Origin of the sequence: Sodalis ligni (assembly GCF_016865525.2) — a bacterium.
GTDB classification, from domain to species: Bacteria; Pseudomonadota; Gammaproteobacteria; order Enterobacterales; family Enterobacteriaceae; genus Acerihabitans; species Acerihabitans ligni.
In genome coordinates, this window is sequence record NZ_CP075169.1 from 4,094,834 (window position 1) to 4,109,558 (window position 14,725).

Below are 14,725 nucleotides of genomic sequence, written 5' to 3' on the forward strand. Positions count from 1 at the left end.
GGGTTATAGCATCTATAATTGAATACAGAAAAAAATTACGCCAGGGTATCGGTCGTTCGTATCCAGCCGTGATCGGCGTAGACCGGCCAGCCATTGAGCCAGCGGCGCAGCATGTTCAGCGCCATCAGCGAGACCACTTCCTGCCGGGTTTTGAGACCGTGCCGCTGTATATTGATGGTAAAAGTGACCGTTTGGGCATAACTGCGATCGGGAGTGTGCAGCGCCAGGCTAAGCCGTTCCTGTTCCAGGTTACCTACCGCCAGCGCCAGCTGCGCGCCATGTCGGGCGGCCAGGTCTTGCGCCTGCCGGGCCAGTTTTTGCAAAGGAGAAGCTTCTTCTGCGGAAGATTGCCGCGCCCCGGCCGGATTCCTATCCGCACTCTTATCGGCGCTATCGGCGCCCAGGGAGGACAGCCATTCACCGCTGACCACCGGCATGCCGGCGCTTTGGCACTGCCAGGTCAATAAGCCGGCGGTGAAATGTTCGCCGATGGCCAGAGTCAGTCCGAGCTGGCGCAGCCGTCCGGCCAACTGGGTGGGTAAATCGTCGGTGCCTTCGTATATCGCGCTTTCACCGGCCACCGCCCTGACCTGTTGCCAGGCCAGCTCCATTGCTTCCCGCTCGTGGGCCGGGCCGGTGAGTTTCAGTTCGATGATCGGCATGGAGGAACGGTAGCCCAGAACCACCTCTTCAGGTAGCGGCATGCCGTCGAGCTGGCTGGCCAGCTCGCTTTCCGCGCGCCCGAAAGTGGTTAGCCGCAGGCACAGCGGCGGATCGGGCAGGTCGAAACGCTCACGCAGCCGCGGCACAATCTCTTGCGCCACCATCACTTTGAATTCAGACGGCACGCCGGGGGTGAAAAACATCAGGCAGCGATTCAGCTGCAACGCAAACCCGCATGCGGTGCCCACCGGGTTGTCGATCATCTCCGCATTGGCGGGGATCAGCGCCTGCTTGCGGTTGCTGGGGGCCATGACCCGTCCCCGTTCGGCAAAATAGGCTTCTATTTTCGCCAGCCATTCGGGATGCTCCACCAGTTCTTCCCCGGCCGCCGTGGAGGCGGCCAGCGCGCTCAGATCGTCGCTGGTGGGACCCAGGCCGCCGTTGACAATGAGAATATCCGCCCGCAGGCTGCGTTCGGTCAAGGCCGCCACCAGTGCGGACAGATTGTCGCCCACGGTCATGCGTGCACTCATCGGCAGGCCCTGTTCAAACAGATAATTCGCCAGCCACGCCGCATTGGTATCGACAATCTGTCCATGCAGAACTTCATCGCCGGTGCACAGCATTTCTACCCTAAGCATTATCTTCTCCTGTAAACCCCATACCGTCACTTTAGAAAGCCGGACCGATAAACACAACCTTTCTTTAGGGATTTATGGTGAATTGCGCCGCGACCCAATCCATGATACTGCGGCGGGAAATTTTAATGCCGCCGCCGCCAAGGGTGTCAGGCAGCGTAAAATAAGCCGCCGGTCGCTGCCAGGGCGCCAGTTGCGGATCCAGCCAGGCGCGCAATTGTTCAAAGGGCGTATCTCCTTCCACCACCGCCACCGGGCGCTGGCCGAATTCCTCGTCCGCCACCGGCACCACAAAGGCCTGGCGCACGCCGGGATGAATAGCCAGTACGCGTTCAATGTCCTCCGGCTGGATACCCTCGCCGCCGCAGATAAATAAATTGTCCAGCCGGCCGGAAATATGCAGCTCGCCGTCCACAAACCTGCCCCGATCCCGCGTATGGAACCAGCCGTCGCTGTCGGTAAAGGGAATCAGCCGTCCCTGCTGCCAGTAACCCGACGCTATGCTGCCGCCGCGCAGCCACACTTCGTCATCCACCAGCCGCAGCTCCCGTCCCGTCAGAGGCATGCCTACACCCGGCGAGGCGTCGGCGCGTTTGGCGCAGACCGTCGAGGCGAACTCGGTGAGGCCGTAGCCGCACCAGCAGCGGATCCCCAACGCTTCGGCCTGCCGGGTAAGGTCCGGCGGGATCATCGCTCCGCCCAGTAAGACGTCTTGCAGGCTGAGGCCGGCCATGTCGCCCTTTAACAGGCGCCACAGCTGGGTAGGTACCAGAGAGGCGTGACTGCAGCCCGCCAGCGCCTGCTCCAAAGGCATATCGTCCGCCACTACCAGCGTGGCGCCGGCCGCCAGGGCGCGCCAGACGATACCCTGGCCGGAAACATGGCACAGGGGCAGCGAGAGCAGCCAGCTGTGGCGATGCTGAAAATTCATCAATGACAGGACACCCTCCGCGCTGGCCAGATGGGCGGCGAAGGTGTGGGCCGCCGCTTTCGGCAGGCCGCTGGAGCCGGATGTGAGGGTCAGCGTGGCCAGGCGATTGATCTGCCAGGGGATCCTGGCGGGGGAGCCCACGGACGACGGGCTTATGGCCAGAGGAGTGATACCGTCCGGCCAGGAAAAATGCGCCCCGCACCAGCCAAAATCAATGTTCAGGCCGGGCAGCAGCCGGGCCAGCAGATCCGGCGGCAGCTGGGGGCTGAGGGGAATGACCCGGGCGCCGCACTGCAGAACGGCCAGATAAGCCAGCACCAGCTCCAGCCGGTTTTTTCCCCGCAGGGCCACGCCGCAGCCGGCCGTGACGCCGGCCTGCTGCCAGGCGGCGGCCAGTTCATTGATCCGTTGCGCCAGTACGCGCCAGCTCCATTGAGCGGCAGGGGTACGCAAAGCGATGCTGTGCGGAGTATGGTGCGCCCAGTAATGCCAAGGCCAGTTATCAAAGCTTGTCATGGTGTTATTCATCTTGATTCATGAAGAAAACCGCTCCCTCAGGATGCGCGGGCGATAGTGTGCAATTGCGCGGGGGACCGCAACGGCAGCAGGCTGCCGGGCCAGCGGCGCAGCAGTTGCGCTCCCAGCAGCGACAGCGTATCAAGCCCAGGGGGGACGCCGGGAGTCAGAACTTGCGACAGACGGGCCAACTGGGTCAGGCCCAGGCTTGATTCAATGGAAGAACTTATCACCGCCGTTAAACCCGCCTGCCGGGCCTGGTGGATTAAACGTTCGCATCGCCGCAGGCTGCCTGTGAGAGTGGGTTTGATGATAACCGCCGCCACGCCCGGCTGCGGCCGCAAAGAAAATCCCTTCGCGCACCGTCTCGTCCCAAGCGATAGGGATGCCGCTGTCGCGGGCAAACGCCAGAGATGCGGCGGGAGTGGCACAGGGCTCCTCGATGAAATCAATCCGCCCCCGTAAAGACGGGTCTAATCCTGCGGCAAAGGCGGCGGCGGCGGCGGCGGTCCAGCTGCGGTTGGCATCCAGGCGTAAATGCAGCCCGGGCAGCGCCGCCAGCATGCCGTTCACCTGGCGGCTCTCTGCACCGCCGTCCGTCAGGCCCACCTTGACCTTGGCCAGCCGGCTGTCCGGCAAAGCGGTCAAACGGCGGATGAATTCATCGCTGTCGCCGCTGCATAAAGGCACCGCAATAGAGGGAGCCTGCGGGGGAAGGCAGTCTTCCAGCTCCGCCAGGGCACAGCTGAGGCCGAATGCCACCGAGGGCGCAATGCGCTGCGCGATGTCTTCGCCGCCTGAGAGATCCGCCAGGATGGAGGCGCCGGCAACCCAGCGCCGCATCAGCAATAGCGCCGCCTCGGCGGCCTGAGGGAGGGTCTCCCGGCTAAAGCCGGGCAGCGGCGCTATCTCTCCGTCGCCGGTGCGGTGATCCTCCTCAAGGCGCACCACCAGACCGTTGCGCTGTCGCTGATGCTGTCCGCGCAGCACCACGCCGGCATGCAGCGGCAGGCTATAAGCCAGCAGCGTCCCGCGGCGCATCAAGGGTTCCGTTTGAACCTGGAGAAATCCGGCTGCCGTTTTTCCACAAAGGCATTACGGCCTTCCTGGCCCTCTTCCGTCATATAAAACAACATGGTGGCGTTGCCCGCCAGTTCCTGCAGCCCTGCCTGTCCGTCGCAATCCGCATTGAGGGCGGCCTTCAGGCAGCGCAGCGCCATGGGACTGTTTTGCAGCATTTCACGGCACCAGCGCACAGTTTCCTTCTCCAGTGAAGCCAGCGGCACTACGGTATTCACCAGCCCCATGTCCAGCGCCTGCTGCGCGTCATACTGGCGGCACAAGAACCAGATTTCCCGAGCCTTTTTCTGGCCGACGATGCGGGCCATATACGCCGCGCCCCAGCCGCCGTCAAATGATCCCACCCGGGGACCGGTCTGGCCGAAAACGGCATTATCCGCCGCCAGGGTGAGATCGCACATCATATGCAGCACATGGCCGCCGCCGATGGCATAGCCCGCCACCATCGCCACCACCGGCTTCGGGCAGGTGCGTATTTGCCGTTGGAAATCCAGCACGTTCAGGTGATGCACGCCGCTGTCATCTTTATAACCGCCATAATCCCCCCGCACTTTCTGGTCGCCGCCGGAGCAAAACGCCAAATCCCCTTCTCCGGTGAGGATAATCACCCCGATCCCGTCATCATAGCGGGCGTCCGCCAGGGCCTGGAGCATCTCCTTGACCGTCAGCGGGCGGAAGGCGTTACGCACCTGGGGACGGTTTATCGTGATTTTGGCGATGCCGTCGGCGGATTTCTGATAACGGATATCCACGAAGTCACCGCTGCAATCGCGCCAGTCCACCGGGGCATACCATTGTTCTTCACTGGGTTTAAGCATAAAGCGTTCCTTTAGTATAACGGGGCAAGCAGGGATAAAAGTTCTGCGGCAAAAGCCGCCGGCTCGGCCCGGTGGGCATTATGACCCGCACCGGGCACCAGGGAACAGGGCAGGCCGCCCTGCCGTGCCAGCGTGGAAAATTTGGCGTCCCGTTCGCCGCACAGATAGCCGAAGGGCAAACTCAGGGTCTGGAGCGACGGCATTAAATCGGGCTGGCGCGCCAGCGAAGTGGCGTCCAGCATGGCCGCGATGGCGGTTCCTGGTTATGGCGGCGCAGCGCCACCAGTTCCCGGCGCTGCGCGTCGGATAAATCGGCGAATACCGGTTGTCGATACCAGTCGTCCAATACCTGCCCCAGGGGCTGCTGGGCAAAACGCTGCGCCCAGGCGCGATCGTGTCGCAGACGGTCTGCCCGGGCTTCCGGGCTGGCCAATCCCGGATGCGCCCCTTCCACAAACACTCCGCGCAACCCCGCCGGACGATCCCGGCAGGCATGGTAAAGGGCGATACGGCCGCCAAGAGAGTAGCCGATAAGAATATAGCGTTCGATGTCCAGGGAAGCCAGCGTCTGCGCCAGCCCCTGCGTGACCTCGGCGAAACCTTCCGGCGACATGGAACAGGACGCGCCATGGCCCGGTAAATCCGGCGCCGCCATCGGCCAGCCATCAAAATAGGGTAACACCGGCGCCCAATCATCGCCACTGCCCAGCAGACCGTGCAGCCAAACCAACCAGGGCCGCCCGGCCTCACCGGGCCGCAGGCGATTCACGGCCCACTTCATACCGCCGCCATCCCGGCCACCAGGCTCCGGAACCGGTCGGCTCCCTCATGGGGCGGCACCGCCAGTTCAATCAGCGTGGCGGCGCTCCCGGCCGGCTGCCGCCAGGCATCGGCCAGGCAGCTTTGCAGCGTGGAGAAATCCGGCGGGCTGGCATAATTCAGGCCGAACAATGCCGCGGCGTGGCGGAACTCCACCTGCTGCGGCATAACGTAATAATGTTCCCGTACCGCTTCATGGGTCGGCAATAGGGAGAATATCTGGCCACCGTTATTGTTGACCACCAGGATGACCGCCGGCGCGGTGGTGTGGCGAAACAGCGCCAGGGCATTCAGATCGTAAAGCGCCGATAAATCCCCCACCACGGCCAGCAGCGGCCCGTCGCCGCCCCGCAATACGCCGGCGGCGGTGGAGAGCAAACCGTCGATACCGCTGGCGCCGCGGTTGCCGAATACCGGATAGCACGCAGGCAATTGCCCCAGGGCGTCCACCAGCCGAACCGCCAGGCTGTTGCCGATGAACAGCCGGCCGCCGGCGGGCAGCAGCTCCGCCAGACGGTGCGCCAGCTGAATTTCCCCAGGGCTTCGGTCATCGCCGCCCGGATATGGCGGTGCGCCCGGCGGCTTAACGCTTCCAGCGGCGCGGCCCAGTTCTTGTTGTCCCGTGAGGACGGGGCCGGGAAGGATGGCAGTCGAGCCAGGCGCCGACGGGTGTATGAAAACGCCGGCCGCGGTGATGCGCCGGATCCAGACGGCCCGGCAGCGGATCCACCAGCCAATACTCCCGCGGCCGGCACTGAGCCTGCCACTGCAGCAGGCGCTTGCCGGTCAGGCTGCCGCCGAACTGAATCACCAGTTCCGCCTGTTGCAGGCACTCTCCGGCGGCCGGGTCGGCCAGCCACAAATCGGCAAACGGCAGCGGCTGCCCGGTTTGGGACAGGACATCGCCAATCAGCGGCCAGCCCAGCTCAGCGGCCCAGGTCGCCAGACGCCCCCCCTCCTCCGCCGGTATACGCCCGGCGACAATGACCCCTTTGCGCCGGCGCCAGCCTTCCCAGTCATCCTCAGGCGAGGTCTGGGCCTGCGCCGGGAGCGGCACCGACAGCCAGGGCCGGTCATCCTGCCACCACTCCCCCAGCGCCGACGACCAGGGATCCTCATCGTTCTCTTCGGGCCCGTACAGAGGTTCGGCAAACGGACAGTTGACATGGACCGTTTCACGGGCAGACAAGGCCTGATCGAGGGTGGATGCCAGCCAGCCCGCCGGAATATCCGGCGTCGGACGGGGCAGGTTTACCGACCGGCCGGCAAATCCGGCAAACAAGCCGGGTTGGCGGATGGCCTGGTTTGCGCCGCAATCAATCAGTTCCGGCGGCCGATCGGCGGTGAGCATAATCAGCCGTTCGCCGGTGAGGCTGGCTTCGATCAGCGCCGGGTAGAGATTGGCCGCCGCGGTGCCGGAAGTGACGATAACCGCCACCGGCTGGCCCGTGGACTTGGCCAGTCCCAAAGCCAGATGTCCCAATCCGCGCTCATCGAAATGAGTGTGGCGGACAAGCCGCGGATGCCCGGCGGCGGCAAGGGTCAGCGGGGTTGAACGGGAACCGGGCGCAATGCAGATATGCCGCACGCCGTGGCGGGTCAGGGTTTCCAGCACTACTCTGGCCCCGCGCCGGGTTAATTTGGTGGATGACGCTGCGGGCATCGCGGTTTTTTGTCAGGAAAGAAAAACGACCCAAAGGAAGGAAAAAACCGTCCCGCCGAGGTGGTCAGGACATAAGGGGGACAGGATTGGTATTCCCGGCCTCCCGGCAAGCCGCCATTATAAGCACGTACCGCCGGCGGGGGGGTAGTTAAAAAAAACACACAAACCCCCCCCCCCGCGGGTGCAGGGGCCGCGGCGGAGAGCGGGGTGCCCTGCCCGCGGCTTTATTTTCAATTTCCCGCCACTCTTGATCCGCATCGGATCCTTCCACGATACCGGCGCCGGCATAGAGCATGACGGATTGGTTCTCCACCTGAGCGCAGCGCAGGGAGACGCAGAACTCCGATTGCGCCAGGGAAAGATAGCCCGCCGATCCCGCGTACCACTCCCGCCCGAACGGCTCATGGCGGGCAATAAAGCGCCGGGCGGCGTCACGGGGCAGCCCGGCCACCGCGGCGGTGGGCTGCAGCATGGACAGGCAGCGGACATCGTCCCGGCAGTTGAGCTGCGCCATAATGGTCCGCCGCAGGTGCTGCACGGTGCGCAGGCTGATGATCTCCGGCGGCGTGACGTCAAGGGAAAGAGCGGCCGGATGCAGCCGTTGGCAGATATCATCCACCACCAGCAGATTTTCCCGTTGATTTTTATCGTCGTTCATCAGCCAGTCCGCCAATTCGGCGGCGGATGACGAAGGCCCGCCGGCGGCGACGGTGCCCGCCAGCGCTTCGGTATCAAGCCGGTTTTCCCGCCGGCGGTAGAGCCGCTCCGGGCTTGACCCCAAGAACGCCCGCCCGGGAGACCAGCACAGCATGTAGTGATAGCAGTGATGGTTAACCGCCTTGCTGGCGGCCATCAGGGCGGCGGAGCGAAGCTTGCCGCTCAGCACCAGACGGGTGCGGCGCGCCAGCACCACTTTGGCGAATTGCTGTTCCCGCAGAGCCGTCAGCGCCCGGGCGATCATCTGCCGCCACTGGGGACGTTCAGGCTGATGAGCGGCGCTGATTTCACCGGCGGCAAAGGGGTCCAGTGGCCCGGCGCCAGGCAATCGGGCCAATTGGGCCAATTGGGCGGCACACAGCCGGGCATCCTCCAGCAGGGAGCCGTCGCTGGCCAGATTGAGGATTAACTGATGGGATTGCCGCTCGCGCTGCCAGGTAATCCGGGGCAAAAACAGATAGCTCTCCGGTTCGCCTTCTCCATGACCGAAGGCGTTCAGGCCCCAAAGGCGCAGCGTATCGCGGGCCGGATGGGCGGCTAAAAAGGCCTGTGCCGGCGCCAGGCGGTTGAATATCTTCACGCCGCCGCACGCCGCCGCCTCCAGCTCGCCGTCGCGATGCTGCCAATAGCATTGGGGATAAAGGGGCACGGCGTTCAGCCAGTCCAGCATGGGCACGTGCACGCCGGGCGTCCAGGGCAGGCTGATGGAATAGACCCCCGGTACGTCGGGTATGGTCCCCGCATCCATATGCTGTTGAAGAGCTGATTGAAGTAACGGCAGCATAAGCACCCGCATAATTATTCCCATTATCCCTCACGTTGCAGCCGTGCCGGCGGCAACCCGAAAGCTATTGGGTATATTAGCTAATTATATGAGTATGGATTATACGGTCGGTCATGCCAAAAACGAAAGGAATGCTGGTAGATATGCATCGATTAGCAGGTATTTACATGAAGGCGGCTGGCTCTTTCAGCCAGCCGGCGGAACGTTAGCGGCGGGCCAGCAGCAAACCCAACACCACGACCTATCGACGCGCCGATACCCACGCCACGCCAGGGATTTTCCTGCACGTATTCATCGGCGCGGTAGACCGCCTGTCGGGCCCGATAATAATAATTATCCGACGCGCGGCTGATGCGCTTCTTGACCTCGTCCAGCGCCGCTTCGGCACGGGTCTTCAACTCAACATATTTTTGGTCCGCCTTATCGCCGGAATAAGCCAAAACCTCTTCCAGGGTATCGGACAACAATTGCACGTCGTCGTCCACATGTGTTTCATGTGGTTGAGTGGGATCTGTTGGGTTAACCATAACTGTTCTCCGTGTTCTGATGAAAGACCGATGCTATAACTATAGTCAAGTATTTCAATAACCGAGGAACATTTCCTGCCGGATCATTCTTAAAATCAACCCGCTATGGCCGCCGTCAATGTTTAAGGGTTTGAATGTAATCAGCCAGCCCCTGGATATCCTCATCGGTCAGGGTGGTTTTGGCCTGATGTTCGGCGCCGCTGGTTTCGATTTTGCCGTCCCGGCGGTCGGTCAAGCCGGATACCAGCTGGTCGCGGGATAAGGAAATCAGCGGCGGCGCCTTGCCGAATGCCTGCCGGTCAGCCTTGCGGCCATGGCAATCGGCGCAGCTCTGGCTGTATTTCAGCGCCCCGTCGACGGCTGAGAAGGCCGGCGCCGCCGCGCAGCACAGCAGCGCGACAGTAATGATTTTTTTCATGATTTTCCTTGTTGCGCCTGCCGGAACATGGCCGCCAGCGCCGGTTCACCCTGCATGCCCTGGTGTACTTCCACCACCTTGCCCTGCCCATCGATAAGATACGAGGTGGGCGTACCAATCACCTGATAACGTTCTTTGGTAATGCCGAGCTGGTCGCGCACCACCGGATAGCTCAGATGCAGTTGGCCGAGAAAAGGGGCGATGTCCGTCTGCTGCGGATCGGTATTCACCGCCACCACCACCAGGCCGCTGCCGTTGCCATAGCTGTCGGTCAGCTTTTGCAAAGCCGCCAAATCCGCCGCGCATCCGCCGCAGTCTGCCGCCCAGAAGGTTAAATATACCTGTTTACCGTGCCATTTTTCCAGTGCCGCCGGCTGCCCGCGTAAATCAAACGCCGCCAGGGACGGAGCTTTAGCGCCAATGGCCACCTGCTGTTGGTCTTTGCAGCCGCCCAGGGCCGCCGCCAGCGCCAGCAGGCAAAACAGATTAACCGCGCGACGCCAATTCATGATGATTATTCTCCTCGCCAAGATATTTACCGTGCTGCAAGCGGATGATGCGATCGGCGAAACGCCCCAGTTCCGGATTATGGGTCACCATGACGATGGTCCGGCCCTGACGGTGCAAATCCGTCAGCAAATCCAGCACCCGCTGTTCATTTTCTTCATCCAGGTTGCCGGTGGGCTCATCGGCGAAAATAACCGGCGGCTCATTAACCAGAGCCCGGGCGATACAAACCCGCTGCTGCTCGCCGCCGGAGAGCTGGCTGGGCAGATGATCCACCCGCGCCCCCAGGCCCACTTGCTCCAGCACCGCCCGGGCGGCGGGTTCGTCCACCACGCTGTGGTAGTGCTGCGCGAGCATGACGTTTTCCAATGCGGTGAGAAACGGAATCAGGTGAAACTGCTGGAATACCAGGCCTATCTTGTCGGCGCGGAAATTGCGCCGCCCTTCTTCGTCCAGCGCGGCGGCATCCACGCCGTCCAGCAGCACCTGCCCTTCGCTGGCGGTATCCAGGCAGGTCAGGATATTCATCAGCGTGGTTTTGCCGGAGCCCGAGGCCCCCATAAAGGCGACAAATTCACCCCGGCGGATGCGGATATTGATATCTTCCAGCGCCGTGACCTTGCCAAAGCGCTTAAAGAGATGCCGCGTCTCGATAACATAATCCGCCGCGGGCTGAGGTTGTATCAACCGGATGGTTGAAGCCATGTTCTATTCTCCTTTCAGGACCAGAGCCGGGACGACATGCAAAGCACGCCGCACCGGGACAATGGCCGCAACAGCCGCCACCAGCAGGGACAACACCAGGGTCAGCGGAAAAACCGGGGCGCGCAGGGCAATGGATGCGTTGAATACCGCATGGCCCAGGATCTGCGCCAGCACAAAGCCGATAACCACGCCGCAAATCACCGCCGCCAGCGCGATAATGCCGGTTTCCGCCAGCATTTGCAGGGTAATATCCCGGGCGCTGGCGCCCAGGGCCTTTTGCAGGGCGAATTCACGGGAGCGTTCCCCCACAATGGCCATCAGCGTGGTATTGACGCATAACGACGACAGAATCAGGATCACCGCCGATACCAATCCCATCAAGCCTTTGATCTTATCCAGCACCTGGCCTTCGGACGCCGAGACCTTCAGGATCGGCCGCACGTCCAGCTCCGGGTGCTGCCGTTGCAGCCGGCGCGCGAAAACATCCACCTGGCCGAGATCGTTGTTGACGCTGAACATAGCATCGCTGATGGCTCCCGGCTGGTGCAGCCACTCCTGCGCCAGATCCAGATTTAAAATCAGCATATTGTCGGTGGCGTCGCCGGCTTCAACGATGCCTTTGATTTGCAGGCTCTTGCGCTTATTGCCTTCCACCAGGGTCACGGTATCGCCGAGCTTGACGTGCAAAATATCCGCCAGTTTGATACCGATCATGGCATGGCGATCGTCAAAATTGACGCCAATCCAGTCCCCTTTGACCTGCCAGTAGGGCACCAGCTGCTGTAGGGAATCGAACCAGACCCCCATCAGCACTACTTTTTGCAGTTCGGTGCGCGCCATGCCGTACAAATAGGGGCTGGCGGCATTAATCAGCCCCGGCGGCGCACCGTCGATAACCGGTTGCAGTATCGACGCCGGCAGGCTGTCGCCGTGACCGGGGCCAAGATAAAAATTCGCGCCGAAGGTGCGCAGTTCCTGGCTCATTTTGGCGTTGATATCAAAATACACCGATGCCATGGCGGTAACGATGGCCGCCCCTACCGTCAGGGCGGCGAACACCACCGCCACCCGCTGCAGGCGAAGCCTCAGGGCACGCAGCACCAGCAGCCAGAACATGGAACCGCCTAGGGCGGATTTGCGCGCCGCCGGCCTGGCGAGGGCGGAATCAATTGCCATACAGCACCTCCACCGGATACATCTTGCCGATGCGCCGCGCCGGGAACCAGGTGCCGATGACCGCGATCAGAATGGCGATCACCAGCACGCACGGCACCACCACCCAGGCAAAGCTCAGCGGGACGCCGAACAGCATCAAGCCGATGGCTTTCGCCAGTCCCCAGCCGGCAACGCAGCCCAGCAGGCCGCCCAAGGCGCCGCTCATCACCGCCTCCAAATAGAACAGCAGCATAATCTGCCATTGATGCGCGCCAAGCGCCTTCATCAGGCCGATTTCCCGGGCGCGCTCCATGATGGTGCTGGTCATCAGCGAGGCAATGCCCATCGCCGAGGCCGCCAGCGCCGCCAGCGTCACCACCGCCAGCAGCAGTTGGATTTTTTCGATAACCACCCCTTCCGAGGCCGCCACCTGCCAAATGGGATGCACCACCGAGCCGGAAATCGCCTCTTCCAGCTGATGAGCGATGGAGGAGACGAAGGCGGTGCAATACCAGCGGTCATAATCCGCCGCCGACAGGCCGTCAAGATTGTCCCGCGCCCGCCGGGAGAGCGCGTTCTCCGGCCCCGTCAGCGCCGACCCCCGCACCGCCTGCACCTTGCCCGGTAATCCCAGCAACTGCTGGACCACCGCCAGCGGCATGACCAGGCGGCCCTCTTCATCGCCGCCGCTGGTCAATACGCCGCTGATGCGCACCGTCACCGCCCCGTGGCTACCCTTGAGGGATAAGACGTCGCCGGTTTTCCAGCCGCTGCGCTGAGCCAGCTGTTTGCCTATCAAGGCTTCCGGCTGCCGCCCCGCCGCCACCGGTTCGTGGGGATACTGCCCCGCCACCCGCCAGTAGGGACTGATGACTTCCTGTCCGGTATGGTAATCCATCTCATCCGGCACGTTTACCGGCTGTGAGAAGAAGGTGCCCAGCACCGGCACCGCGGTATCGTTAACCGTCACTTCGCCGTTGAGCAGCGGCGCGAAGCCGACGATATTGTTACGCCAGAAAATATCCTTGATACTGGGCAGTTCGGACTCATCGATCAGGTCCTCCCCGGACAGCGGCACGGCGCGCTGGCCGAACATTACCGGCAGCGCCGCCTGGCCCGCCGGTTCGATCAGGATATTGGCGCCATAGGATTTCAATTCCCGCGCCATCTTGTCGCCGATATCAATAGAGACCGCCAGCAGCGCCGAAATCAGCCCGGCGGCGAGGAATACCGTCAAAACCGCCAGCGATTTGCGCCGGATATTTTTACACCACGACTGCCGCAACATACGCCACAACATAGGCTAATCCTCCGCCGCGCCGCTGCCGGTGGCCGCCGGCACGAATAGGGTCGGTTGCCCACGGAAACGGTTGTAGTTCGCTTCGCTGGCGAAGAAGTACATTTTCCCGCCGTAACTGTATTTGTATTCAGCCTGAGTATTGGTCAGTTTGCTGCCGTCCACCGGGTCGGACACATGCAGCGTCATCACGGTGGTAAAGTAATTCACCCCCGCCACCAGCGCCGGTTTGCCGATGGTCAGTTCTTTATCGTCATTACGCCAGTGGGCGATGGGAATAGGATTGCAGCCCCCCGATTTACCGATGGAGGGAATGAAGATATGCACGCCGCAGGCGACGCACACCACCTGGTTGCCTTCCATCACATACCCCTGATCGCCGCACAATAGGCAGGCGTCAAAGACGACCCCGAGCCGCAGCCTGTCGGGATAACGGTTAATGACCAGAAAGCGCACCGCTTTCCCGTCGTCCGCCACCCAGACAAAACGGTGCAGCTTGCCGTCCCGTACCTGTTGCAGGGGGATATGCACCAGCCCGTCGGCGGCCAGCGTCACCGGCACCGCTTCCGATAAACGCGGCGGCTGGGAGGCCACAAGATCCCAGTACAGCTGGCCGGCCACCACCAGCACAGCCGCCGCCAGCAGGCTGCCGGCGGTGCGGCGGGCGTTGCGGTAGCGGGCAATCCCCTTGCGGCGAAGAATAGGCTCGACCTGACGACGGTATTCACCACGCAGGCGCACCAGGATCGGCAGGTAGCCGGCCATCAGCAACGCCATCGCCGCCGCGCTGAGATAATTCAGCCAGGGCGCGCCGTTGGTGACATGGGCGACAAAGCTCAGACGGGGTTTCGTCAAGCCGATGGTTTCCAGCTTCATCAACAGCAGAACGCACTCGCCGCTCAGGGGCAGCAGCAGCAGCAGCGATAATATTACCAGCAGCGGCCAGCGCCAGGCCGCCAGCCGCCGCACCACCATGGCGGTCATGATGGCGCTCAGGGCCAATACCACCACGGCGCACGCCACCGCGCTGAGATTCAACAGCAAATCAGTATTGATGACCCCTGAAGACGTCAATGCGCTGAGATTGGGATCGGCGCCCCAATTCAATGCCGCACCGGCCGGCAGCAGAAACTGCCAACCGTAGCCGATACGGGCGGAATAGGTGAACTGACTCGCCAGGAACAGCAGCAGTAAAATAAATTGCAGCACGGCGAGGGTCAGTTGCAGCGGCTGGCCGGCGCGCAGGTAAATCCCCGCCAGGGTCCCGGCCGCCAGGGCCAGTAAATTTACCCATACCAGCCCGCGCAGGGAAGGCGTTGGCCGACGGACCCAGTTCAAACCGCAGAGCAGAGCCACCGGCAGGAAAGCTTGTAATACGGTAACGAAAAAATAGTTCATGAAGCCTACTCAGAACCGGTAATCATTGTGCGGTGGTCCGGCAGGCCACTGCGACAGCGAAAACAGAACACGACCGCCAAGGCGGTCGT

At 62.5% G+C, this 14,725-nt stretch carries 10 protein-coding genes and 4 pseudogenes; all 14 read right to left on the minus strand.

The annotated features are described in order from the left end of the window. Nucleotides 1-35: 35 nt before the first annotated feature. Nucleotides 36-1,304, minus strand: coding sequence for a nicotinamide mononucleotide deamidase-related protein YfaY (locus GTU79_RS18995; RefSeq protein WP_203523479.1), 1,269 nt, complete (start codon nt 1,302-1,304; stop codon nt 36-38). 64 nt (nt 1,305-1,368) lie between these two features. After that, nucleotides 1,369-2,748, minus strand: a complete 1,380-nt coding sequence (gene menE / locus GTU79_RS19000) for an o-succinylbenzoate--CoA ligase (RefSeq protein WP_203523480.1) — start codon at nt 2,746-2,748, stop codon at nt 1,369-1,371. 38 nt (nt 2,749-2,786) lie between these two features. Next, nucleotides 2,787-3,789, minus strand: a pseudogene (menC, locus tag GTU79_RS19005) (o-succinylbenzoate synthase). After that, nucleotides 3,789-4,646: a 1,4-dihydroxy-2-naphthoyl-CoA synthase gene (gene menB, locus GTU79_RS19010; protein ID WP_132927270.1), complete on the minus strand. Its 858-nt coding sequence runs from the start codon at nt 4,644-4,646 to the stop codon at nt 3,789-3,791. Before menB ends, menC begins: the two are co-directional and overlap by 1 nt. 11 nt (nt 4,647-4,657) lie before the next feature. Continuing rightward, a pseudogene (gene menH, locus GTU79_RS19015) lies at nt 4,658-5,427 on the minus strand (2-succinyl-6-hydroxy-2,4-cyclohexadiene-1-carboxylate synthase). Beyond that, nucleotides 5,424-7,128 (minus strand): annotated as a pseudogene (menD, locus tag GTU79_RS19020) (2-succinyl-5-enolpyruvyl-6-hydroxy-3-cyclohexene-1-carboxylic-acid synthase). Before menD ends, menH begins: the two co-directional pseudogenes overlap by 4 nt. Before the next feature lie 148 nt (nt 7,129-7,276). Further along, nucleotides 7,277-8,641: an isochorismate synthase MenF gene (gene menF / locus GTU79_RS19025; protein WP_420854194.1), complete on the minus strand. Its 1,365-nt coding sequence runs from the start codon at nt 8,639-8,641 to the stop codon at nt 7,277-7,279. A 193-nt stretch (nt 8,642-8,834) separates the two neighbouring features. Further along, nucleotides 8,835-9,156: pseudogene (elaB, locus tag GTU79_RS19030) on the minus strand (stress response protein ElaB). Between the two features lie 115 nt (nt 9,157-9,271). Beyond that, the gene (locus GTU79_RS19035; RefSeq protein WP_132927262.1) at nt 9,272-9,574 is read right to left on the minus strand and encodes a c-type cytochrome; all 303 of its coding nucleotides are present in this window, start codon (nt 9,572-9,574) and stop codon (nt 9,272-9,274) included. Beyond that, complete coding sequence (locus GTU79_RS19040; RefSeq protein ID WP_132927260.1) at nt 9,571-10,083, minus strand: TlpA family protein disulfide reductase; 513 nt, start codon at nt 10,081-10,083, stop codon at nt 9,571-9,573. The genes GTU79_RS19035 and GTU79_RS19040 overlap by 4 nt, the downstream gene beginning before the upstream one ends. After that, nucleotides 10,061-10,786 carry an ABC transporter ATP-binding protein gene (locus GTU79_RS19045; RefSeq protein WP_132927258.1) on the minus strand — a complete coding sequence of 242 codons (726 nt, stop codon included), beginning with the start codon at nt 10,784-10,786 and terminating at the stop codon, nt 10,061-10,063. Before GTU79_RS19045 ends, GTU79_RS19040 begins: the two co-directional genes overlap by 23 nt. A gap of 3 nt (nt 10,787-10,789) precedes the next feature. Beyond that, complete coding sequence (locus tag GTU79_RS19050; RefSeq protein ID WP_165934308.1) at nt 10,790-11,902, minus strand: ABC transporter permease; 1,113 nt, start codon at nt 11,900-11,902, stop codon at nt 10,790-10,792. A 49-nt stretch (nt 11,903-11,951) separates the two neighbouring features. Next, the gene (locus tag GTU79_RS19055; protein ID WP_214513269.1) at nt 11,952-13,241 is read right to left on the minus strand and encodes an ABC transporter permease; all 1,290 of its coding nucleotides are present in this window, start codon (nt 13,239-13,241) and stop codon (nt 11,952-11,954) included. A 3-nt stretch (nt 13,242-13,244) separates the two neighbouring features. Next, entirely contained in the window at nt 13,245-14,636 is a 1,392-nt protein-coding gene (locus tag GTU79_RS19060) for a Fe-S-containing protein (protein ID WP_214513270.1), read from the minus strand. Between the last annotated feature and the right edge of the window lie 89 nt (nt 14,637-14,725).